This is a genomic window from Acinetobacter sp. LUNF3 (assembly GCF_022699605.1).
In the GTDB taxonomy this organism is placed as follows: Bacteria; Pseudomonadota; Gammaproteobacteria; order Pseudomonadales; family Moraxellaceae; genus Acinetobacter; species Acinetobacter johnsonii.
This window is the reverse complement of the sequence record NZ_CP093968.1, coordinates 1,995,533-2,018,124: the sequence shown is the minus strand read 5'-3', so window position 1 is coordinate 2,018,124 and position 22,592 is coordinate 1,995,533. Positions and strand designations below refer to the sequence as shown.

Below are 22,592 nucleotides of genomic sequence, written 5' to 3'. Positions count from 1 at the left end.
ATTTTATGTGAAAATATTTCTCAATAAATACTCAAAATAAGCAAATAAAAGAGAAACACTCTGCATCGGTCATGACTACAATAAAGTGATTCAATCAAAGTCATTTGGGAAATTGGCTTTGATTTGCAACCAGCGCCCTTAAAGGGAAGGGTGCCTTTTATTGGCGCTGTTTGCTGACTTATTTATTGTATTTTTTGCATTTTTGATCTTTGTTTAAACCAATAAGTTAGGGTTAAACAGCCAATCCAAAGTGGAATCAGCATCACTGCAATTCGCATATCATGTGTGAGCCACATCACCACTAAAATACCAAGCATAAATACAATACAGATATAGTTGCTGATGGGGTAAATCAAAGTTGGAAACAAGGTTGATTTTTGCAATGCCAGCATACGTTGCTTGAATTTTAAATGGGTCAACGCCAACATCATCCAGTTAATCACAATGGCTGAAACCACAAGACTCATTAGCAGTTTAAAGGCTTTTTCTGGAAAGATATAATTCAAGACGACACACAGTAAGGTCACCAATGCAGAGCATAAAATGGCTGCATAAGGGATGCCGCGTTGGTTAATCTTCTTTAAAAACTGTGGGGCATTACCTTGTTCTGCCAGACCTAGCAGCATACGACTCGTGCCATAGTTGGTACCGTTATACACCGATATGGCTGCGGTTAAGACCACAAAATTCAGTACAGTTGCAACGCCTTGACTACCTAAGGAGTCAAAAATCAAAACAAAAGGACTACCGCCTTCTGCGATTTGATTCCATGGAAACAATGAGAGCAGAACGATGATCGTAAGCACGTAAAACAGCAACACACGATAGACAATTTGATTGACTGCTTTAGGAATAGTTGTAGTCGGATTTTTGGTTTCCGCAGCAGCAATACCAACGAGTTCAATCCCGCCAAAGGAAAACATAATGATGGCCATCGCCATGATTAAGCCAGAAATCCCATTGGGAAAGAAACCGCCTAGAGCCCAGAGGTTGGAAATAGAGGCATGTGCACCACCGTGACCACTTGCCAGTAACCAAGCGCCATATCCAATCATGGCAATGATTGCGAGAATTTTAATCATGGAGAATAAAAATTCTGTTTCACCAAACACTTTGACATGCAGCAGGTTGATGGCATTGATCAGTACAAAGAAACCAAGTGCTGAAATCCATGTGGGAATTTCAGGCCACCAATACTGGACATAGAGCCCGATGGCACTGAGTTCCGCCATGCAGACTAAAACATTGAGTACCCAATAGTTCCAACCAGACATAAAGCCCGCAAAAGGACTCCAAAACTTATAGGCAAAATAACTAAAAGAACCACTCACGGGTTCTTCAACCACCATTTCACCCAACTGGCGCATCATGAAAAATGCAATTAAGCCCGCCAATGCGTAGCCTAAAATAACTGAAGGACCAGCCAGTTTTATGGTTTGAGAAATGCCTAAAAATAGGCCTGTACCAATAGAGCCACCTAAAGCAATCAGCTGAATATGACGGTTGCTCAGCCCATGCTTAAGCTGGGGTTGCTGTTGTGCAGACATGATTCATCCATCTCTAGCACATGCGATAGACATCACATGAACTATGACTTAATAAAAATTCGTGGTGGAAATATAATATTTATTTATCGATTAATAAAATTAAATTTATCAATAGCATTGGTTTTTATCTGAAAGCTGCAACTTTGCGGTGAAAATAAAGCCAGTCAAGCAAGTGTTGCTTGAACTGGCGATAGGCTTGGCTTGATATGTGACGCCTTAAGATGAAAGCTGTGCTGCAATCTCAGGCCATAAGTTTTGATGGGAACGCTTAAACATCGCCATATGACCAATGGTTTTGTGGCCATAAGCCTGTGGTTTGAGTTCAATTTGATCTGTTTGGGCATTTGGGTAAAGGCTGAGTAGGCCTTTGACATTCACTTGTGTGGCAATTTCATCATCCGATGCCCAAATGGCTATGATTGGACAGCGAATATCACGGTGGAAATCATCTTGTACTGTTTTGCCTAAGGCATTGATTACATAACCCGGTTTGCTGCAAAACTGTGCCCAATCACGCGCCACGTCTTTGGGTAGGTTTTCGCCCATGCCAATGGCATTGGTCGGTCCGTAACCTAAGGTATAACGTGCAATAGGAAAGATCATTTTAAACATCACAGGAGCCAAGAGTTTGGTACGACCTTTCAAATCTTTTACGTGTCCGGTTGAGCCTGCAACAGCAATGACTTTTGCGACTTTTTCATAGTTTGGGTTAATACCTAATAGTTGCCCGCCTGCACTATGACCGAGCAAGATCACTTGTGTTGTTTGGGTCTTATTCAATAGCACTTCCATCGCTGCGGGGATATCTAATTGCCCCCATTGCACGATGCTGGCTTTCGACTTTTTAAGTGGTTCATGCAGAGACTCACCAATGCCGCGAAAATCAAAAACCAAAACGGCATAGCCTTGATCGGCAAGCCATGATGCAAAATGATGGTAAAACTGTTGGGTAATACCTGTTGCAGGGCAGATTAAAACAGGTAGGGCTTGTTGTGTGCCTTGGGCTGCATAAAAGCGTCCACTGAGTGAATAATGGTCAGAGCAGGTGATGGTTAAAGTTTCGTAATTTTGCATAATCGGTTTAAGCATTTTAATTTGCTTCTACTCTACCTAAGTTCCAAAAAGAAACTTGTCTAATCTATGACTTTGAAGTCAAGTAGATCTGTATAGAATAGGGTGAAAATAAAAAAGGAAAATACATGCAGTTTGTTGAATTAGATATGTCGGTAAAATTTGCTCTTTTATTTAGTGGGATTTTTCTATTTGTTGGGATGCTGACAGGGGTATGGAAATATGCACAAATACGCCATTCACCACAGTTTCACGCACACTATTATGTTGATATCGCACACCGCAGCAGTTTGCTATATGCACCTGCAAGTTTAATTATTGCGGTAATGGCCGCAATTTCAGTCTTGCCTGAACCTGTGAATATGCTGTTTGTGGGAATTAATTTATTCTTTTTTAGCTTTTCGATACTGAGCTATATTGTGCATGGGGTGTTGCAAGACACCAATAACCAATTTCGTAGTCCGCATGTTTTAGGAAAATGGACTTTATCCAAATCAATCATGCTGATGGCAATGATAGCATTGGTTGTGGGGGAAATTGTGGCGACGTTGGGTTTGTTGTGGGGAATGTTTCTAGGTTTATTTTAAGTTGTTCTTATAGTTTTTTTAATTTTTATACTTTTACAAAGGTGGATGACTAATCATCCACCTGTTTGCTAGTCAATTGACTGTGTGGCCTTTCGGAATTTTTGATCGACGACTGCCCATAAATAAAAGGCAAATGATACGACGATAGCGTAAGCAAAATATTCAGCTTTAAGGTTACCTTGAATTAAACCATGCATGATCATAATGACCATCAGGGCAATGGTGGTACTTAAATACGTCACCATATTCTTGTTTGCCTTCAGAGCGTTAATGAAGACTTGCTTGTTGAAATGTAATGATAACATCTCCATCCCTCCTTGAGTTTTTGACTAAAAACCAATGTGTTTAGTCGGATTAGTTCTTAATGTTGTACTGCTAAAACTTGCGTTGATCAAGAGCAAAAACAACTATTTTTCAGAGAAATTATGCTATACCAATCAGAAAATATGTATGTAGCATTTTTTTAGTGAATAAATAGTATTTCGTTACGGTATAAGATGACAAATAAATGATGCATGTAAGCTTATACATAGATTGTATAAAGCAATATTGATGCCATGAATAGCTTGATAGGACAGGCTTTAAAGAGTTTTTTATTTTCTAATATTAAATTTATAAGAGATATGAAGGTGTTGATATACGACTTTAGCGGTGTATATGAAATGTGTCAGTATGTATAAAAACTGATGTAGAAAGAAATGAAACAATATGTGTCCATTTGGATAAAATGTAACAAATATTGATCATGCTTAAAATCAGGTTTGGGTAAAACTAGACTTTAACAACATCAGTTTTTGCTTACTTTTTCACTTTGTCGATTACAAAAGCAATTACAAAAACCACCAATGATGGGATAAGCCATGCAAGGTTTTGTTCTGCAAGAGGTAAGTGAGTCAGCGCATAAGGCAGTTCAAAGTTCGCAACTTTTAAACCATCTACAATACCAAAGACCAAAGACACTGCGGTAACAGGTGCGATCACTCGGCGAGGATGATTAAAGAATTTCCAGCCAAAGCTCAGCATAATCACTACAATTGCAGGTGGATAAATTGCACTTAAAACAGGCACAGAAAAGGCGATAAGTTTGGTTAAACCTAAGTTGGAAATAATGAAAGAGAAACCAATCAGAATAAAGACCCAAACTTTATAGCCAATTTTAGTGATTGAACTGAAATATTCAGCACACGCACAGGTCAGGCCAATCGCAGTAACCATACACGCAATAAAAATCATGGCAGAAAGGAAGATAGAACCTAAGTCACCAAATGCATGTTGAACATATGCATGCAGGATCACTGCACCATTGCTCGCATTTGCTGCGACTTCATGGCTTCCAAGGCCAAGTTTAAATAAGCTGAGGTAAACTACAGTTAAACCAATACCAGAAATAATACTTGCAATAACCGCATAACGTGTAATCAGTTTAGGGTTGCTGACACCGCGTGAACGAATTGCTTGAATAATTACAATACCAAAAACCAAAGCACCTAAAGTGTCCATGGTCAAGTAACCATTTACAAAACCTTCAGAAACAGGGCTGTCGATATAATTATTGATGGCTGGCGGAACGAAACCCGTTGGAATCATCATCGCCGCAATGCCAAGGATGGTCAAAGATAAAATCTTTAGTGGCGAGAGTACATAGCCAACCGTGTCTAAAATCTTGTTTGGATACAGTGAAATGAGGGTAACTACACTAAAGTAGATTGCACTGTAGATCAGCAAGCTGCTGCTTGATGTTCCAAGATAAGATGAAAAACCAATTTCATAAGAAACGGTTGCAGTACGTGGTGTCGCAAAGAGTGGTCCGACAGTTAGGTAACACGTAATGGTTAAAATGAGACTGGCTATTTTACCCAAAGGTGAACTTAAAATTTGAATCGAACCTTCGACACGTGACAGCGCAATAATGGTGATTACAGGTAAGCCTACAGCAGTGATTAAGAAACCAAAAGCTGCAAGCCATACATGCTCACCCGCTTGTTGAGCCACAATCGGTGGAAAGATAATGTTGCCCGCACCAATGAAGAGTGCGAAAGTCATAAAACCCAAAGCAACAATATCCCGAGTACGCAGACTTGTCATAAAAGGGAGATCGAGTTGAACAAAGGGGACGATTTTAGTGCATAAGTGTTTTTTTGGCTAATTTATTTCATGGGTAGTATTAAATTTTTTTATAAGATGAAAAGTGAATATATCAACTTGTAAAAAATAGGTTGATATATGTGATTGATTATTCATTTTAAAATAGAAAAATTATAAATATGAAAAGCTTGAGGCACTATTTTTCCTAAATTAAAAGTCGTAGTGCAAATGCTTTAAAATTACACAAATTTTTTTAAAGGTTGGTTGTTGGAGGCTACCCTAAGATTTAAGTTTGAACAAAAATATTGAGAAAAGGTCTATACTTGCGACTTCATAATTGAGGATATTTCAATGCGTGGCTTAAATGTGAGCATAAAAACTGAACAAGATGTAGAAAAACTTCGTATATCTGGTCGTTTGGCTGCCGAAGTTTTAGCGATGATTGGTGAGCATGTAAAGCCGGGTGTCACGACTGAATATCTGGATGATATTTGTCATGACTTCATTGTAAATACCTTAAAAGTGACGCCTGCCAATATTGGTTATCATGGCTATACCAAAACCACCTGTATTTCTCCAAATGAAGTGGTCTGTCACGGTATTCCATCGCCGAATGTTGTACTCAAAGATGGCGATATTATTAATATTGATGTGGCGATTATTAAAGATGGCTACTTTGGTGATACCAGTCGTATGTACTATGTGGGTACAGTGAAACCGGAAGCCAAAAAGCTAGTCGATACGACTTATGAGGCGATGGTTGCGGGTATTCATGCTGTGAAGCAAGGTGCGACGCTTGGTGATATTGGTTATGCCATTCAAACTGTTGCGCACCGTGAAGGTTATAGTGTGGTACGCGAGTATTGTGGTCATGGTATTGGCAAAGTTTATCACGAACAGCCAAGCGTATTGCACTATGGTCAACCAGGTAAGGGGATGCAGCTTAAAGCGGGCATGGTGTTCACAATTGAACCGATGATTAATATGGGCAAAGCGCATGTCAAAGAACTTAAGGATGGTTGGACAGTCGTGACTGCCGATAAGTCTTTAACTGCGCAGTGGGAGCATATGGTACTCGTGACTGAAACCGGTTTTGAGTTACTATCACCTTGGCCTGAAGGTACGGGCAGTTATTCAGAAATTTAAGTTGATGTTTTGTCGGTGATTAAATTTTAGACTTTGGTCTAGCTTTGTGGCCTAAAAGCTAAATTAAGTCTTAAAAGCAATCACTGATATTTCTGAAAGCCTTTATTTGTCGTGTTTTTGATATTTTTTGATTAACACTTATACATGTAAGCTATTGGTCTAGACTTTATTTTGTCACTAAAATTGTTTCCAAGATACTCGCTGTAGTTTCTTATTTTGAAAGTTTATGAGCTTATCCACCTCGGTTAAGCTCTTTTTTTTGTCTCATGGATTGGCTCAATGTGATTGAGCATGTGTAGGGTTTAAAGTGATTTATTTGCGCTAAGGTGTTCAATTAAATAGTCAATAAACACGCGGACAGCAGGCAATAAACCACGACGTGAAGGATAGACCGCATGAAAAATACCGTGTGGTGCTTTCCAGTCGGGTAGGACACGAACCAGCTCACCACTTTTCACCATATCTTGTACGATGCTGTCTGGAAGTAAGGCAATGCCGCAGTTCTTACGGACCAGTTGAGCCAACATACTCAAATCAGAGCCCATCACTACAGGATTGACGCGTATTTTCTTTTGTTGCTGCGCATCATTATGCACGATGATATGTTGATCTAAATGCTCATCAACCATACTCAGTATATGATGTTGGCTTAAATCTTCAGGTTGTTTCAGTTCGCCAAATTCATTTAAGTAGGCTTGGCTGGCAAATAAATGCTGCTCGATATTTTCAAATTTACGAATTACCAAACTTGGATCATCGTCTAGATTGGAGCGGACGCGAAGGGCAATATCAAAACCTTCGTTGATAATATCCACACGGCGATTGGTTACCATCATTTGCACTTTAATTTCGGGATAGGTTTTTAAGAAACTTGGTAAAATGCGTGCAATTTCGTTTTGTGCAATCGATACTGGCAGGCTGAGTTTAATGACGCCACGCGGTTGTAAACTGAGATGATCGACCAAATCGTGTGCGGCTTGTGCAGCATTCATCATCACTTGCGCATGACGGTAAATATTCATACCAATATCGGTCACTGCGAAATGGCGAGAGCTGCGTTGAATTAGGCGTACACCCAAGCGCTCTTCGAGGTTATACACGCGTCGACTGAGCTTGGATTTAGGAATATCTGTTGCGCGTTCGGCTGCGCTAAAACCACCATGTTCAACCACTTGAGCAAAACAATAAAAATCATCTAAATCGCTTAACATTCACGATGTCCATTTGTGCAACGATAAGCTTAATTAAAAAGTGATCGTTGCAGTTTGTCAATTTTGAAATTGTAGAGATTTAATTGAAAATACTCAGCTATTTTAAGGGTTTCGCTGAGTTTTCGCTTGTTTGAGTATTTCAAGCACCACTTTATATTCTTCAAGTCGTGCAAAGTCGTGTGCTGTTGGATTGTTTATGCGCGTAAGGTTCATATTATCGAGTACATCAACATATTTCACTTGGGTTGCAAGAGGGTTTAATACAGTGCGCTTAGCCGCTTCCAAACGTGATTCACCTGTTTATTTGGTCAGTGCTTGTATGGATTGAATGATCTCGACACTAAAGCCAAGCGCTTTTAAGTCTTCAGCAGTCGTTGCGGTGTCTTCCAAAATGTCATGCAACACCGCAATGATTTGTAGGGTGGGATTGGAAAATTGCAACATGAGGCGAAGTGGATGCAAGATGTAAGGTTGTCCGCCCTTATCGAGTTGCCCCACATGTTGGGTTGCAGCCAGTGCAATGGCTTTTTCTAAAGTCGACATGATTATTCTAGGTACTTTATCCTATGCTAAACTTCGCAGCATCTTTGTTTAAAAACTAAATTATGACTTATCAATTGATCCCACTAGACTGTGAAGCGACAGATCCCGTAGCGTGTCCACACTGCCAACAACAGGTAATTGATTGGTCTCAGGAACAATACGTTCAGCCTTGTGAGCATACCTTATTTATTGCGATGGATATTGGCTTTGAATATATCACAGATGAATTTGAAGCGACTATGCAGCGCAGTGTTGATGATCTCCATGCACATGATGATCAAGTCATTATGTTTGAAGAGTTAACTCAAGCCAGTTACCCAAATTTTATCATGTTAAAAGCACCACTTGGTGTTGAAGGCTATTCACGCTATTTAGGCTTTACGGCTTAATAAATAAAAGCGCCATTGCGGCGCTTTTATTTGAATCTGCCTTAGTTTTCTAAAACTTCCTCTTCACTTTCATCGTCTGCGGTATCCATACCTAGCTCTTTAAGTTTACGCGTAAGGGTGTTGCGCCCCCAACCGAGCAACTCAGCCGCATGCCGTTTACGGCCACGGGTTTGTTGCAGCGCAGCAATGATCAATGTGCGTTCGAACATAGGGGTGGCGATATCGAGGATTTTCATCTCGCCATTTTTCAGCTTTTGCACAGCCCATTGACCCAACAACTCGTCCCAATGGTGGACTGCAATGCGATCTAAGTTCTGCACAGATTGTGCATCTTCACCTGAGCGAGTAATTGGAATTTGCTTCAGCTCTGACGGTAAGTCTTCAGGATAAACTTCACGCCCTGTAATCATGACCGTTAACCAGCGGCAGGTGTTCTCGAGTTGACGTACGTTTCCTTGCCAAGGCAGCTGTTGCATATATTCTTGCGTTTCAGGGCGAAGGATTTTAGGGCTGACGCCTAATTCTTTGCCTGCACGTGCCAAGAAGTGTTGCGCTAACATTGGGATGTCTTCGCTACGATGCGCCAGTTTTGGAATATGAATGCGAATCACGTTCAGACGGTGGTATAAGTCTTCACGGAAGCGACCATCATGTACCAATTTTTCTAAGTCTTGGTGCGTTGCCGCAACAATACGTACATCTACTTTTACTGGAATATGCCCACCGACGCGATAGAACTCGCCATCAGCCAGCACACGCAGTAAACGTGTTTGCGTTTCGAAAGGCATATCGCCAATTTCATCTAAAAACAGTGTTCCGCCATTGGCCTGTTCAAAGCGACCTTGGCGTTGGGTATTTGCCCCTGTAAAGGCACCTTTCTCATGACCAAAAAGCTCTGTTTCAATTAGGTCTTTGGGAATCGCGGCCATGTTGAGTGCAATAAAAGGTTTACTGCTCCGTGGTGAGTGGCGGTGTAAAGCATGTGCAACCAACTCTTTACCTGTGCCAGATTCACCATTAATCAGCACTGTAATGTGTGACTGAGACAAACGACCAATCGCACGGAAGACTTCCTGCATAGCAGGAGACTCGCCAATGATTTCGGTCGATTGAATCGGTTGTACCGTTTTTGCCGACTCTTGCTGCTGCATTTTGGTGATGTGCAAAATCGCACGATTCACTAAAGCTAAGGCTTCATCAATATCAAAAGGCTTGGGCAAATACTCAAATGCGCCTGTTTGATAACTTGAAACAGCAGACTCTAGGTCAGAGTGAGCCGTCATAATAATGACAGGTAGATCAGGATAGTTGGCTTTAACTTTCGCTAAAAAAGTTAAGCCATCTATGCCGGGCATACGAATATCGGTCAAGATCACATCGGGTGCATCTAAACTGAGTTGGTCTAAAGCAGATTGAGCTTCTTCAAAACTTGTGACGTCAAAACCTTCTTCTTTGAACGTTTTTTCCAGCACCCAGCGCATGGCGCGATCGTCATCAATTACCCATATTTTATTTCGCGACATGGTTTAACTCCCAAGGTATATATAAGCTAAAAGTTGTTTTTCCGGGAACAGATTGACATTCAATCATTCCGTTATGTTGATGCATAATATTTTGCGCAATACTTAAACCTAGTCCTGTGCCTTTAGCACGACCCGTGACCAGCGGGTAAAACACAGATTCTAAAATTTCTTCTGGAACGCCTGGACCATTGTCTTCGATATCAATCCGCACCACAGAGCGTTGCAGTACACCATTGATGGTCACTAAACGTTGAATACGAGTACGTAACATCAGCTCAGGTTGGTGGTCGACAAAGAACTCTTTATTTTCAGTCATGGCTTGCACTGCATTAACGCTAATGTTCAACATGACTTGTATCAGCTGATCACGATCGGCCATCACTTCAGGTAATGACAAATCATAATCACGGGTGATCTTAATTTTCTTTTTGGTTTGGTTGGTTATGAGTGAGCGAACGCGCTCTAAAGGCTCATGTACATTGACCAACTCATAACTTGGGAGTTGACGAGAACCAAGCATGGTATCTGCTAAATTACGTAAGCGATCGACTTCACTAATAATAATGTCGGTAAACTCGCTATATTGCGGATCATTGAGGCTACGTGCTAACAGTTGTGTAGCACCACGAATCCCGCCCAACGGATTTTTAATTTCATGTGCAACACCACGAATCAGTTGGCGTGCGACCTGATGTTGTTGTAAAAAGTTTTCTTCCTTTGAAATTTTGAGCATCCGATCAATTGGATTGATCTCAATTAAAAGCAAAGGATGATAGGGTTTATTTGAATTTAGCTGTGACACGGTATAGTCAACATGAATATCTTTAAAGTTGACCTTAATGATAGCTTCACGGCGGGTGTAGTGTTGTCCCGAGTTTAAAGTATTGAGAAGTGCTTCTTCTGTATTGAACTCATCATTGGGTGCATGGAGTAAATTAAGTGCAGGTTGGCCAGAGGCGCGTAAAAGGCTGATATCAAATAATGCTTCGCAAGAGGAATTTAAGTAAAAAATATTTAATTTACTGTCGACCAATAGAATCGCAGTGGTCAAATTGTCCACTAAAAGGCGATAGTCGATAGAAATAGGGTGATCCATTAGCGAATGTATCCTGTATTAAAATAGCGCAATGGCATCTTGATAAAGCATTAACCGTTCCAAATAGCGGACTGAATTGATGCAAATAAAGCAAAATGCACGCCAACTTTGATTTTGTATAGTGAAATGAGCACACTTTTTTTGCGGAATGCGCTGTAAATGAACGATTAGCTAAAGATATAGCGGATTCTAAAAATCAAGTAAACTGAAAGTGACTTAAAATGGTGCGTTATACTGATTCTACTACAGTGTTGGTTTTATTTTGGTGCATTAAACAAAGAGTGTGGAATCGATCTGTTTTTATAAACAGAAAAGACATACAATACGCGCATTCTAGTGGAGCGCAGATTCATGAAATCCCCCAAAGTCGGTTTTGTTTCTTTAGGTTGTCCTAAGGCATTGGTTGATTCCGAACGAATTTTAACTCAGTTGAAGACTGAAGGTTATGATGTAGCATCAGATTATGATGGTGCGGATTTAGTTGTTGTAAATACCTGTGGTTTTATTGAATCTGCAGTGCAAGAGTCTTTAGATGCCATTGGCGAAGCCATGAGTGCGAACGGTCGTGTAATCGTTACGGGCTGCCTAGGTAAAGACGAAGATAAAATTCGCCAAATGCACCCAAATGTCTTAAAAGTGACAGGGGCGGCTGCATATCAAGAAGTGATGGAAGCCGTGCACCAATACGTGCCTGAGCCACCAAAACACAACCCATTTATTGACCTTGTTCCAGAACAAGGGATTCGTTTAACGCCGAAGCATTATGCGTACTTAAAAATCTCAGAAGGATGCAACCATCGTTGTACCTTCTGCATTATTCCAAGTATGCGCGGTGACTTAGTGTCTCGCCCAGTCGGTTCTGTTTTAGAAGAAGCGGCTGCGCTTAAACGTGCCGGTGTAAAAGAAGTACTCGTTATCTCCCAAGATACTTCTGCTTACGGTCTCGATACCAAATACAAATTAGACTTTTGGAATGGTCAACCTGTTAAGACGAAGTTCTATGACATGTGTGAGGCCTTAGGTCAACTCGGTATTTGGGTGCGTTTGCACTATGTATATCCATATCCACATGTGGATGCAGTGATTGACTTGATGGCACAAGGCAAAATTTTGCCTTATTTGGATATTCCATTCCAACATGCCAGCCCAAAAGTTCTAAAACTGATGAAACGACCTGCGCATAGTGAAAATACACTTGAGCGTTTAAAGCTGTGGCGTGAAAAATGTCCTGACTTGGTGATTCGTTCAACCTTCGTTGTGGGTTTCCCTGGTGAAACTGAAGAAGATTTTGAAATCTTGCTTGAGTGGCTAAAAGAAGCACAACTTGATCGCGTAGGCTGCTTTACCTATTCACCTGTTGAAGGTGCGACAGCAAACGACTTACCAGATCACGTGCCAGAAGAGATTAAGCAACAGCGTTATGAGCGCTTTATGGAAGTGCAACAGGCGATTTCTGCTGCAAAACTTCAAAAGCGTGTTGGTCAGAAAATGACGGTGCTGGTCGATGAGCTTGATGAAGAATTCCCAGTTGCGATTGCACGTTCATACGCAGATGCTCCTGAAATTGATGGCAATGTCTTTGTAGAAGATATTGATAAAAGCCAGATTAAATCAGGCGATTTGTTAGAAGTCGAAATTACCGATGCAGACGAATATGATCTGTATGCACAATTGATTTCGATTAAATCGAATTGAGACACAAATAAAATTTTAAAATTTAGATATTGGAGTTATTGCGATGTTGGATTCTAAAAAACCACGTTTTGAACGCATCTTACTGAAACTTTCTGGCGAAGCATTGGCTGGAAATAAAGATATGGGTATTGATGCTCAAGTCCTTGATCAAATGTCTTTGGCAATTGCGCACTTAGTGGGTTTGGGTGTGCAAGTCGGGATTGTTGTGGGTGGTGGTAACTTATATCGCGGTAGTCAATTACAAAAAGATGGTTTGGTTGGTCGTGTAACCGGTGACCAAATGGGTATGCTTGCAACCGTGATGAATGGTTTGGCATTACGTGATGCTTTGGTACGCCGTAATATCAAAACTCGTTTGATGTCAGCATTGCCAATTGGTGCTGTAGTTGAATCATACTCAAGCCGTGATGCCATTCGTCATCTAACACAAGGTGAAGTTTGTGTATTTGTCGCAGGTACAGGTAATCCGTTCTTTACCACAGATACAGCAGCATGCTTACGTGGTATCGAGATTGAAGCCAACCTGATCCTAAAAGCAACGAAAGTTGATGGTGTCTACAACAAAGACCCAAGCAAATATGATGATGCTGTTAAATATGACACCTTAACTTTTGACCAAGTGTTAGATGAGAAATTGGGTGTGATGGATTTAACGGCGATTTGCTTATGCCGTGACCATAATGTACCGCTTCAAGTCTTTGATATGAATAAAGCAGGTTCACTGCTTTCAGTGGTTATGGGTGAAAAAGAGGGTACTCACGTAACGAACTAATGTACGTGACCTAGAAAGCTCTCTATACTACACACTATTTTAGAATTTATATCTTTTCGAATTAAGTAAGGAAGATCACATGATTAACGATCTTAAAAAAGACGCAGAAGACCGTATGAACAAGTCACTTGACTCGTTAGAGCATGGTTTTGCTAAGGTTCGTACAGGACGTGCGCATCCATCTATCTTAAACGGGGTAATGGTTCCTTACTATGGCTCAGATGTGCCATTAAACCAAGTAGCAAACGTGGGTGTTGAAGACTCGCGTACATTGTTGGTTCAGCCATTTGAACGCACCATGGTTGCAGCAATTGATAAAGCCATCCGTGAATCAGATTTGGGCCTAAACCCAATTACAGCTGATGCGATTCGTGTTCCAATGGCTGCATTGACGGAAGAAACACGCCGTGACATGCAAAAAGTTGCGCGTAACGAAGCTGAAAATGCAAAAGTTGCAGTACGTAATATTCGCCGTGATGTACTGGGCGACATCAAAGCATTGTTGAAAGAAAAAGAAATTTCTGAAGATGATGAGCGTCGTGCATCTGATGATATTCAAAAAATCACAGATAAGTTTGTTGCTGAAATTGACAAACGTCTTGCGAATAAAGAAGCTGAGTTGTTGAAGGTCTAACTTGTATAATGACCGATTCAGAAGATAAGCTTACTCTTCCAAAACATGTTGCCATCATCATGGATGGCAACAATCGTTTTGCCAAAAAAAATGCAATGCAAAAGGGCGATGGTCACCGTGAAGGAAAAAATGTCCTTGACCCGATTGTAGAGCATTGTCGAAAAAAAAATATTCAAGCATTAACCGTTTTTGCTTTTTCGAGTGAAAATTGGAAGCGCCCTCAAGCTGAAGTTGATTTGCTCATGAAACTGTTGGAAGACACGATTCATGAACAGTTGCCTCGTATGCATCAATATCAAATGTCTTTACGTTTTATTGGTGATCGTTCTAAATTATCTCCGCAATTGCGTGACTTAATGTTGCATGCCGAACAAGACACTGCTAATTTCGACAAGATGACTTTGACCATCGCAATTAGTTACGGTGGGATGTGGGATATGGCGCATGCGGCTAAGCAGATTGCACTTGCTGTTCAATCTCAAGCGTTAGATCCTGAGCAAATTGATGAACATGTTTTTGGCCAATACGTTAGTTTGAGTGATTTACCCGCTGTGGATCTATTGATTCGTACAGGCGGGGATTTTCGTTTATCGAACTTTATGTTGTGGCAAGCAGCTTATGCAGAGCTTTACTTCACTCCAACTCTTTGGCCAGAGTTCAGTGTAGAAGAGTTTGATGACGCCTTGGCTGTATTTGGTGGGCGTGAACGTCGTTTCGGGAAAACGACGGAACAAATTCTACAAGATAAAATTGAGAACTAATAAATGTTAGAGCGGATTATAACCGCATTGGTTTTGGTGGCCGTTGTACTGAGTTGTATGTTTGCAACCCAGTCACACTATCCAATGTTTGTGCTGATGATTATTGCGGCAGGGGTTGCAGGCTATGAGTGGTTTAAACTCATGCCCCGTACAACAAAAAATGTTAATAAACCTCTAGCATGGGGTTTTGGTTTACTAAGTGCTGGCCTTGCTACACTTGCTTTATACTTTAACGATATTGCGCTTCTACTTTGGGCTGCCTCTATCCTATGTTGGCTGCTAAGCCTGTATTGGGTTAAATCCTATCCAAATTATGATGCTTGGTATAATTCAACCCTTAAGGTGGTTGGTATTGTTCTGATATCTTCAGCTGTGACCGCTATTTTTGCACTCTGGAAGATGTCTCCATGGTGGCTAATGTACCTGTTTTTATTGGTATGGGGTGCTGACAGCGGGGCATACTTTGTTGGGCGTAAACTGGGTAAACGTAAACTTGCACCTGAAGTGAGTCCAAATAAATCTTTGGAAGGTCTCTATGGTGGTGTGATTACGGCCATGATCATTGTGGTCGCTGTTGAAATACTCTATTTAGACTTAACTTACGCACAGCATTTATTATTTCTTATTTTATCTGTAGTCACTGTATTTAGTTCGGTGCTCGGCGATTTGTTTGAGTCTATGATTAAACGTCGTGCTGGAATTAAAGACTCAGGTCGTATTTTGCCAGGGCATGGCGGGGTGTTGGATCGTATTGACTCGTTACTGGCTGCTGCACCTATCTTTGCTGCGGGTGTATATATGTTAAAACTTATTGGCGTAGATTTGTAAATGTCTCAATCTGTTTGTATTTTAGGTGTTACAGGTTCGATTGGGCAGAGCACCTTAAAAATATTGCAACAACATGCTGAATGCTATTCTGTGTTTGCTGTTACTGCACATAGTCGGATGCAAGAGCTTGTTGATATTTGTCAGCAGTTTCAACCGCAAATTGCAGTTGTACCTCAAGCAAAAGTAGATGAACTACGCCAACTACTTGTCGCAGCCAATTTGCAAAGCATTGAAATTTTGGCCGATGAGGCGGGCCTCATCGCAGTTGCTGAACATCCAGAAGTGGATGTGGTGATGGCGGCGATTGTGGGTGCGGCAGGTTTAATGCCGACCCTAGCAGCGGTAAAAGCAGGAAAGCGTGTCCTTTTGGCAAATAAAGAAGCACTGGTGATGTCGGGTGACATCATGATGCAGGCTGCTCATGATCATCAGGCTCTTTTACTTCCTGTAGATTCTGAGCATAATGCAATCTTCCAATGCTTGCCGCCGACCTATTTACAAGCTGAGCGTCACGGACAGCCGAAACTCGGAGTCTCTGGTATTCTTCTGACTGCATCAGGCGGGCCATTTCTAAAACATAGTTTAGATGAATTACATAATGTAACGCCTTCGCAGGCGTGCAAACATCCGAATTGGTCCATGGGGCAGAAAATTTCGGTTGATTCTGCGACCCTCATGAACAAAGGGTTAGAGCTGATTGAAGCTTGTCATCTTTTTTCAATCGAAGAACATTTTGTTACAGTAGTTGTGCATCCGCAGAGTATTATTCATTCCATGGTGCAATATGTGGATGGTTCAACATTGGCGCAAATGGGAAATCCTGATATGTGTACGCCGATTGCACATGCGTTGGCATGGCCTGAGCGTATTCAAACCCATGTTCCAGCTCTAGATTTATTTAAAAATCATCAGTTGGATTTTCAAGCGCCAGATACACATCGATTCCCGGCATTAAGCTTGGCACGTCAAGCGATGAAAACTGGGGGAACAGCCCCTGCGATTTTAAATGCAGCCAATGAAATTGCGGTTTCTGCATTTTTAAATCAACAGGTGGGGTTTATGCAGATTCCTGCTATTGTTGAACACACTTTGAATACCATCCCACGTCAAGCAGCAACACAACTTGATGTTATTTTAGAAGCCGATCAAAACGCACGTCATGTTGCTCAGCAATATGTGGTGAATATAGGAATTTAAGCATGAGCGCCTTGTTTATGATTGTTGCGGCAATTTTGCTTTTAGGCCCACTTATTGCAATACATGAGTTTGGGCACTATTTTGTTGCGCGTAAATTGGGCGTAAAAGTTTTAGTTTATTCCATTGGTTTTGGACCAACGGTTTTAAAGTGGACCTCTAAAAAGTCAGGTATACAATATCAGCTTTCGGCATTGCCCTTGGGTGGTTATGTCAAAATGCTGGATGAGCGTGAAGGTGATGTTGCTGAAGAGGATGCGCCCAAAGCATTTAATCGTCAGTCACCTTGGAAGCGTATCGCAATTGTTGCAGCTGGCCCATTGATTAACTTGGCCTTCGCCATTTTACTGTTTTGGATTTTGTTTTTACCTGCACAAGAGCAGTTGAATACACGTGTGGGTAAAGTGTTACCTCATACACCTGCAGCACAAGTTCAAATGCAAGTGGGTGATAAAATTACCGCTGTTGATGGCTTAACGACACCCACTTGGGAGAAGTTGAATTTTGCCTTGGTTGATCGTGTGGGTGAAACGGGATCAATCCAAATTCAGGCCGAACGTGCGGGACAAGTTAAAACGTTTAGTTTGCCTATTCAAAACTTCTTGAAAGATCAAACACAGTCTCCGCTTGATGTTCTGGGTTTTACGCCTTATCGACCTAAAATTCCTGCGGTCGTGACTAAGTTGAGCGAAGATGGTGCAGCCATTCGTCAGGGTATGCAACAAGGTGACAAAATTGTCGCGATTGATGGCATCAAGATGAATGATTGGTTTGATGTGGTACAAGTGGTTCAAGCTTCACCTGAGAAATTGTTAAAAATTGATGTGCTTCGTCAAAATAAATTAGTACAACTTGAGGTGATGCCGCAAGGTAAGCGCGACAATATGGGCAAGGTTTCTGGTGTCTTGGGTGTACAAAGTGACGCAGGAAAGATCAGTATTCCTACAGAATATAAACAAACGATACAATATAATCCTGCTGAAGCCTTCATGATGGCGGTGGATAAAACTGGTCAATTGTCGAGTATGATTTTGAACTCGATTGTGAAAATGGTGCGCGGTTTGATTGGTTTAGACAACCTATCTGGGCCTATTACCATTGCCAAAGTCGCAGGACAAAGTGCGGAAATGGGTTGGCAAACTTTTATCTCATTTATGGCACTGATGAGTGTAAGTTTAGGGATATTAAATTTATTGCCTATTCCTATGCTTGATGGTGGACATTTGGTCTATTATTTTATAGAACTAATACGTGGTAAACCTGTTTCTGAACAAATACAATTGGTTGGTTTAAAAATTGGTATGGTATTGCTCGGAAGTATGATGCTTTTGGCACTATTCAATGATTTTATGCGTTTGTAAAAAAGCGTAGATACGGAATTAAATTTTACATCGGAAAAAACTGGCATGCAGCACACACATTTATTTATGCCTTTGGCGCTCATCAGTGCTATGGCAACAGTACAACAAGTATATGCAGCAGAAGATTATATAGTACGTGATATTAAGGTTGATGGACTTGTTCGTTTAACGCCAGCAAATGTCTATGGAATGATTCCGTTGAATAGTGGGGATCGTGTGAGCGATGCAGCACTTGCCAATGCCATTCGTAGTTTATATGCAACAGGTTTGTTTGATGACATTAAAACAGAAAAGCAGGGTGATACGCTGGTTTTCAAAGTTGTCGAACGCCCACTAATTTCTAAAGTTGAATTTAAAGGTAATAAACTCATTCCTAAAGAGGCCTTGGAAGAAGGCTTGAAGAAGATGGGGATTACCGAAGGTGAAGTGCTGAAAAAATCAGCGCTACAGACGGTTGAGTCTGAGCTTGAACAACAGTACATGCAGCAAGGTCGTTATGATGCTGATGTAAAAGTTGTGACAACAGCGAAGCCGAACAACCGTGTAGACCTTACTATTGAGTTTGTTGAAGGTAAGGCTGCAAAAGTTGTAGATATCAATATTATTGGTAATACCGTATTTAAAGAAAGCGAAATTGAACAAGCGTTTGCGGTAAAAGAAAGCGGTTGGACGTCCATTATTTCACGTAATGACCGTTATGCACGTGAAAAGATGGCTGCAAGCTTAGAGTCTTTACGTGCACTTTATTTAAACAAAGGCTATATCAACTTTAATATTAATCACTCAAGCTTAAATTTAAGTGAAGATAAAAAGAATATTTTTGTTGAAGTTTCAGTGGATGAAGGCGAACAGTTTAAATTTGGCGAAACCAAATTTTTGGGCGATGCTTTATACACGCCAGCAGAGCTGAAAGCTTTACAAATTTATAAAGATGGCGATATCTATTCACAAGAAAAAGTGAATGCAGTTAAACAGTTGCTTCTACGTAAATACGGTAATGCAGGTTATTACTATGCAGAAGTGAACGTCGTGCCTCAGATTGATAAAGAAACTCATCTGGTGGATTTAAATTATTATGTGAATCCAGGTCAGCAAGTGACTGTGCGTCGTATTAACTTTACTGGCAACACGAAAACTGCGGATGAAGTATTACGTCGTGAAATGCGCCAAATGGAAGGTGCACTCGCAAGTAATGAGAAAATTGATTTATCTAAAGTTCGTTTAGAGCGCACAGGTTTCTTTAAAACTGTAGATATCAAACCGGCGCGTGTTCCGAACACAGCCGATCAGGTTGATTTAAATATTAATGTTGAAGAGCAGCACTCGGGTACCAGTACCTTAGCAGTTGGTTTCTCACAAAGTGGTGGTGTAACCTTCCAAGCAGGTTTAAGTCAAACTAATTTCATGGGTACAGGTAACTCTGTTGCCATTGATTTATCCCGCTCAGAAACGCAAGATTATTACAACCTAAGTGTGACGGATCCATACTTTACGATTGATGGTGTACGTCGTGGTTATAACATGTACTACCGTAAAACTAAGTTGGATGAAGACTATAACGTCAATAACTATGTGACGGATAGTTTTGGTGGTGGTATCAATTTTGGTTATCCAATTGATGAAAACCAAAGCGTCAGTGCGGGTTTAAACATCGACCAAACTGAAGTAACCACAGGTCCATATGTATCGACCTATGTACGTGATTACTTGCTGGCGCATGGTGGTAAAGCCACTGCAACATCTACTTATTGTTTAGATGAAAATATTCCAGTAGGAGAGACTTGTGCTAATCCATCGGCACCGTTTGGTTCTGAGTTTACTGGAGACTTCTTAACGTATAACTTAAACTTGGGTTGGTCATATAACACCTTAAACCGTCCAGTGTTCCCGACATCGGGGATGTCACACCGTGTGAATGGCGAAATTGCATTGCCAGGCAGTGATGTTGAATATCAAAAACTGACTTATGATGCTCAGGCGTACTTCCCGCTTGCGAAAGACTTTGTGTTACGAGGCTACGGTAAGTTGGGCTATGGTAATGACTTACCATTCTATAAAAACTTCTATGCAGGTGGTTTTGGTTCGGTACGTGGTTATGATAACAGTACCTTAGGTCCAAAATACCCAGGTGTGACTTATAGTGAATCAAGATCTAAAGATTATGATTTTGAGGAAGTGGGTGGTAACGCACTGATCCAATTTGGTACAGAATTGGCTTTGCCTTTGCCATTTAAAGGGGATTGGACACGTCAGGTTCGCCCAGTTATCTTTGCTGAAGGCGCGCAAGTATTTGATACGCAGTGTGATGTTCCATCTGGTCAGTTATATATGACTGGAAGTAAAACTGATGCTGGTGTAGATGCGAAGCAATACTGTAAAGACAACTTCGGTTTCGAGCTTGATAACATGCGCTATAGCGTGGGTGTAGGCTTTACTTGGATTACCATGATTGGCCCATTGTCTCTCAGCTATGCATACCCATTGAATGATAAAGATGGCGACGAAACAAAGAACATTCAATTTGAAATCGGTCGTACCTTCTAAGGTCGACCGTTTCTCTACATGAAAGATATAAATATGAAAAAATTTCTTACAGCTTTAACACTTACAGCATTAACTTCTACAGTGGTGAATGCTGCTGGCTATGGTGTAGTGGATCTTGAGCGTGTTGTTGAAAATAGTAGCTATTTAAAACAGCAAAATTCGAGTTTTCAACAGAAAATTCAACCGCAAAGTACGAAGCTTGATCAACTTAGTAAAGAGCTTCAAGACTTACAACAGCGTTTACAAACAGGTGATAAGTTGAGCGCTACGGATAAGCAAAAAATGGTGACTCAGTATCAAACCAAAATGAATGAGTTCAATACTTTGCAGCAAACCATGCAAAGCAGTGTGCAAAGCTCTATTCAGCAAGTACGTACTGTATTTGATGGTCGTGTAAAGCAGGTTGCTGAACAATTGCGTAAAGAAAATCAATTAGATGTTGTTTTGAATAAAAACTCAGCACTTGCCTATGACGCTAAGTATGATTTAACTGATAAAATGATTCAAAAGGTTAACGCAATTAAGTAATCAATGAATCCTCAACAGTATCGCTTAGAAGATCTTGCTCGTTTAGTCCAAGGTGAGTGTGTAGGTCAAGCTGATTTAATCCTTAAGGGATTAGCAAGTCTAGATTCTGCAGAATCTAGACATCTTGCATTTGTAAATGGTGAAAAGTACTTAGAGCAAGCACAGCAGTCTAAAGCTGGAGCATTTATTGTTACAGCAGATTTGAAAGATCACTTGGTTGGACATCAAAACTTTATTGTTGTTGCCAATCCTTATTTAGCCTTTGCCATTTTAACCCATGCTTTTGAGGTTAAACACACTGAGCAGGGTATAGAAAGCACTGCACAGATACATCCATCAGCAATCATCTCAGATACTGCTTATATTGGTCATTATGTGGTCATTGGTGAAAATTGCGTTGTTGGCGATGATACGATTATCCATTCCCATGTCAGCATACATGATGGGGTTGAAATTGGCCGCGCTGGTTTAATTGAATCGCATGTAAATCTGATGTCATGCAAAATTGGTGATCGTGTCCGTATTCATGCCAATACTGTGATTGGTAGTGAGGGTTTTGGTTTTGCCCCTTATCAAGGGAAATGGCATCGAATTGCTCAATTGGGTTCGGTCATCATTGGAAATGATGTACGGGTTGGTTCAAATTGTAGTATTGATCGCGGTGCATTGGATGACACAATTTTGGAAGATGGTGTCATTATTGATAACCTTGTGCAAATCGCCCATAACGCTAAAATTGGTGCCAATTCAGCTTTTGCTGCCAATACCGCAATAGCGGGTAGTACAACCATTGGCAAAAATTGCATCGTAGGTGGTGGGTCTGCAATTGCAGGGCACCTAAATATTGTTGATAATGTCACTTTAACTGGAATGTCAATGGTCACAAATAATATTTCTGTGGCTGGAACGTATTCTTCAGGAATTGGACTGTTTGAAAATCAAAAGTGGAAACGCACCGTTGTTCGTTTAAGACAATTAGCAGATGTGCCATTGACCCAATTGGTAAAAAAACTTGATCATATGCAGGCTCAAATCGAGTCCCTTGAATCAACAATTAAATTGCGTAAATAGAAATAT

Annotated in this window: 20 protein-coding genes and 1 pseudogene; 13 read left to right on the top strand and 8 right to left on the bottom strand. The window is 40.8% G+C overall.

Annotation, left to right across the window (positions count from 1 at the left end):
- Nucleotides 1-182: 182 nt before the first annotated feature.
- Both MN200_RS09850 and MN200_RS09845 read right to left on the bottom strand, forming a co-directional pair.
- Nucleotides 183-1,547 carry an amino acid permease gene (locus MN200_RS09850; RefSeq protein WP_242759292.1) on the bottom strand — a complete coding sequence of 455 codons (1,365 nt, stop codon included), beginning with the start codon at nt 1,545-1,547 and terminating at the stop codon, nt 183-185.
- A 216-nt stretch (nt 1,548-1,763) separates the two neighbouring features.
- Entirely contained in the window at nt 1,764-2,621 is an 858-nt protein-coding gene (locus MN200_RS09845) for an alpha/beta fold hydrolase (RefSeq protein ID WP_205668108.1), read from the bottom strand.
- Nucleotides 2,622-2,746: 125 nt separating this feature from the next.
- On the opposite strand from MN200_RS09845, the gene MN200_RS09840 reads away from it, so the two are divergent.
- Nucleotides 2,747-3,205 (top strand): hypothetical protein, encoded by a 459-nt coding sequence (locus tag MN200_RS09840; protein ID WP_058869833.1) that lies wholly within the window; start codon nt 2,747-2,749, stop codon nt 3,203-3,205.
- A gap of 68 nt (nt 3,206-3,273) precedes the next feature.
- Here MN200_RS09840 and MN200_RS09835 read toward each other — a convergent pair whose 3' ends face one another.
- Complete coding sequence (locus tag MN200_RS09835) at nt 3,274-3,510, bottom strand: hypothetical protein (RefSeq protein ID WP_004696541.1); 237 nt, start codon at nt 3,508-3,510, stop codon at nt 3,274-3,276.
- A 493-nt stretch (nt 3,511-4,003) separates the two neighbouring features.
- Nucleotides 4,004-5,290 carry a branched-chain amino acid transport system II carrier protein gene (gene brnQ / locus MN200_RS09830; RefSeq protein WP_058869832.1) on the bottom strand — a complete coding sequence of 429 codons (1,287 nt, stop codon included), beginning with the start codon at nt 5,288-5,290 and terminating at the stop codon, nt 4,004-4,006.
- A gap of 351 nt (nt 5,291-5,641) precedes the next feature.
- Between brnQ and map the strand changes: the two genes are divergently transcribed.
- Nucleotides 5,642-6,436 carry a type I methionyl aminopeptidase gene (map, locus tag MN200_RS09825; RefSeq protein WP_058869831.1) on the top strand — a complete coding sequence of 265 codons (795 nt, stop codon included), beginning with the start codon at nt 5,642-5,644 and terminating at the stop codon, nt 6,434-6,436.
- 302 nt (nt 6,437-6,738) lie between these two features.
- Here the strand turns inward: map and MN200_RS09820 are convergent, their stop codons facing one another.
- Both MN200_RS09820 and MN200_RS09815 read right to left on the bottom strand, forming a co-directional pair.
- On the bottom strand, nt 6,739-7,647 hold the full coding sequence (locus MN200_RS09820; protein ID WP_010326995.1) for a LysR family transcriptional regulator: 909 nt from the start codon (nt 7,645-7,647) through the stop codon (nt 6,739-6,741).
- Between the two features lie 102 nt (nt 7,648-7,749).
- Nucleotides 7,750-8,190 (bottom strand): annotated as a pseudogene (locus MN200_RS09815) (phosphohydrolase).
- A 62-nt stretch (nt 8,191-8,252) separates the two neighbouring features.
- On the opposite strand from MN200_RS09815, the gene MN200_RS09810 reads away from it, so the two are divergent.
- Nucleotides 8,253-8,579, top strand: a complete 327-nt coding sequence (locus MN200_RS09810; RefSeq protein WP_058869829.1) for a hypothetical protein — start codon at nt 8,253-8,255, stop codon at nt 8,577-8,579.
- 41 nt (nt 8,580-8,620) lie between these two features.
- Here MN200_RS09810 and glnG read toward each other — a convergent pair whose 3' ends face one another.
- Both glnG and glnL read right to left on the bottom strand, forming a co-directional pair.
- Nucleotides 8,621-10,102 carry a nitrogen regulation protein NR(I) gene (gene glnG, locus MN200_RS09805; protein ID WP_058869828.1) on the bottom strand — a complete coding sequence of 494 codons (1,482 nt, stop codon included), beginning with the start codon at nt 10,100-10,102 and terminating at the stop codon, nt 8,621-8,623.
- The gene (gene glnL, locus MN200_RS09800) at nt 10,089-11,198 is read right to left on the bottom strand and encodes a nitrogen regulation protein NR(II) (protein ID WP_004696555.1); all 1,110 of its coding nucleotides are present in this window, start codon (nt 11,196-11,198) and stop codon (nt 10,089-10,091) included. The genes glnG and glnL overlap by 14 nt, the downstream gene beginning before the upstream one ends.
- 351 nt (nt 11,199-11,549) lie before the next feature.
- Here glnL and rimO point away from each other — a divergent pair, with 351 nt between their 5' ends.
- The 10 genes from rimO to lpxD all read left to right on the top strand — a co-directional run bounded on the left by rimO (nt 11,550) and on the right by lpxD (nt 22,586).
- Nucleotides 11,550-12,893, top strand: coding sequence for a 30S ribosomal protein S12 methylthiotransferase RimO (gene rimO / locus MN200_RS09795; protein WP_004696556.1), 1,344 nt, complete (start codon nt 11,550-11,552; stop codon nt 12,891-12,893).
- Between the two features lie 43 nt (nt 12,894-12,936).
- On the top strand, nt 12,937-13,665 hold the full coding sequence (pyrH, locus tag MN200_RS09790; RefSeq protein WP_004696558.1) for a UMP kinase: 729 nt from the start codon (nt 12,937-12,939) through the stop codon (nt 13,663-13,665).
- Nucleotides 13,666-13,744: 79 nt separating this feature from the next.
- A complete protein-coding gene (gene frr, locus MN200_RS09785; protein ID WP_010326990.1) occupies nt 13,745-14,299 on the top strand; it encodes a ribosome recycling factor in 555 nt (184 codons plus the stop codon).
- 8 nt (nt 14,300-14,307) lie between these two features.
- Nucleotides 14,308-15,060 carry a polyprenyl diphosphate synthase gene (gene uppS / locus MN200_RS09780; RefSeq protein ID WP_058869827.1) on the top strand — a complete coding sequence of 251 codons (753 nt, stop codon included), beginning with the start codon at nt 14,308-14,310 and terminating at the stop codon, nt 15,058-15,060.
- A gap of 3 nt (nt 15,061-15,063) precedes the next feature.
- Nucleotides 15,064-15,888: a CDP-archaeol synthase gene (locus MN200_RS09775; RefSeq protein ID WP_058869826.1), complete on the top strand. Its 825-nt coding sequence runs from the start codon at nt 15,064-15,066 to the stop codon at nt 15,886-15,888.
- A complete protein-coding gene (gene ispC, locus MN200_RS09770) occupies nt 15,889-17,085 on the top strand; it encodes a 1-deoxy-D-xylulose-5-phosphate reductoisomerase (RefSeq protein WP_058869825.1) in 1,197 nt (398 codons plus the stop codon).
- A gap of 2 nt (nt 17,086-17,087) precedes the next feature.
- The gene (rseP, locus tag MN200_RS09765) at nt 17,088-18,443 is read left to right on the top strand and encodes an RIP metalloprotease RseP (protein WP_058869824.1); all 1,356 of its coding nucleotides are present in this window, start codon (nt 17,088-17,090) and stop codon (nt 18,441-18,443) included.
- A gap of 45 nt (nt 18,444-18,488) precedes the next feature.
- Nucleotides 18,489-20,987 (top strand): outer membrane protein assembly factor BamA, encoded by a 2,499-nt coding sequence (bamA, locus tag MN200_RS09760; protein ID WP_114392866.1) that lies wholly within the window; start codon nt 18,489-18,491, stop codon nt 20,985-20,987.
- Nucleotides 20,988-21,020: 33 nt separating this feature from the next.
- Entirely contained in the window at nt 21,021-21,515 is a 495-nt protein-coding gene (locus MN200_RS09755) for an OmpH family outer membrane protein (protein ID WP_058869822.1), read from the top strand.
- Nucleotides 21,516-21,518: 3 nt separating this feature from the next.
- Nucleotides 21,519-22,586, top strand: a complete 1,068-nt coding sequence (gene lpxD / locus MN200_RS09750; RefSeq protein WP_058869821.1) for a UDP-3-O-(3-hydroxymyristoyl)glucosamine N-acyltransferase — start codon at nt 21,519-21,521, stop codon at nt 22,584-22,586.
- Nucleotides 22,587-22,592 lie beyond the last annotated feature (6 nt).

Coding starts and splice junctions, on each gene's coding strand:
- brnQ (WP_058869832.1), bottom strand. CDS start 5,290: ATGACAAGTCTGCGTACTCGGGATATTGTTGCTTTGGGTTTTATGACT.
- glnL (WP_004696555.1), bottom strand. CDS start 11,198: ATGGATCACCCTATTTCTATCGACTATCGCCTTTTAGTGGACAATTTG.
- rimO (WP_004696556.1), top strand. CDS start 11,550: ATGAAATCCCCCAAAGTCGGTTTTGTTTCTTTAGGTTGTCCTAAGGCA.
- MN200_RS09820 (WP_010326995.1), bottom strand. CDS start 7,647: ATGTTAAGCGATTTAGATGATTTTTATTGTTTTGCTCAAGTGGTTGAA.
- MN200_RS09845 (WP_205668108.1), bottom strand. CDS start 2,621: ATGCAAAATTACGAAACTTTAACCATCACCTGCTCTGACCATTATTCA.
- MN200_RS09850 (WP_242759292.1), bottom strand. CDS start 1,547: ATGTCTGCACAACAGCAACCCCAGCTTAAGCATGGGCTGAGCAACCGT.
- ispC (WP_058869825.1), top strand. CDS start 15,889: ATGTCTCAATCTGTTTGTATTTTAGGTGTTACAGGTTCGATTGGGCAG.
- MN200_RS09840 (WP_058869833.1), top strand. CDS start 2,747: ATGCAGTTTGTTGAATTAGATATGTCGGTAAAATTTGCTCTTTTATTT.
- MN200_RS09775 (WP_058869826.1), top strand. CDS start 15,064: ATGTTAGAGCGGATTATAACCGCATTGGTTTTGGTGGCCGTTGTACTG.
- uppS (WP_058869827.1), top strand. CDS start 14,308: ATGACCGATTCAGAAGATAAGCTTACTCTTCCAAAACATGTTGCCATC.
- lpxD (WP_058869821.1), top strand. CDS start 21,519: ATGAATCCTCAACAGTATCGCTTAGAAGATCTTGCTCGTTTAGTCCAA.
- pyrH (WP_004696558.1), top strand. CDS start 12,937: ATGTTGGATTCTAAAAAACCACGTTTTGAACGCATCTTACTGAAACTT.
- glnG (WP_058869828.1), bottom strand. CDS start 10,102: ATGTCGCGAAATAAAATATGGGTAATTGATGACGATCGCGCCATGCGC.
- bamA (WP_114392866.1), top strand. CDS start 18,489: ATGCAGCACACACATTTATTTATGCCTTTGGCGCTCATCAGTGCTATG.
- MN200_RS09755 (WP_058869822.1), top strand. CDS start 21,021: ATGAAAAAATTTCTTACAGCTTTAACACTTACAGCATTAACTTCTACA.
- map (WP_058869831.1), top strand. CDS start 5,642: ATGCGTGGCTTAAATGTGAGCATAAAAACTGAACAAGATGTAGAAAAA.
- MN200_RS09810 (WP_058869829.1), top strand. CDS start 8,253: ATGACTTATCAATTGATCCCACTAGACTGTGAAGCGACAGATCCCGTA.
- rseP (WP_058869824.1), top strand. CDS start 17,088: ATGAGCGCCTTGTTTATGATTGTTGCGGCAATTTTGCTTTTAGGCCCA.
- MN200_RS09835 (WP_004696541.1), bottom strand. CDS start 3,510: ATGTTATCATTACATTTCAACAAGCAAGTCTTCATTAACGCTCTGAAG.
- frr (WP_010326990.1), top strand. CDS start 13,745: ATGATTAACGATCTTAAAAAAGACGCAGAAGACCGTATGAACAAGTCA.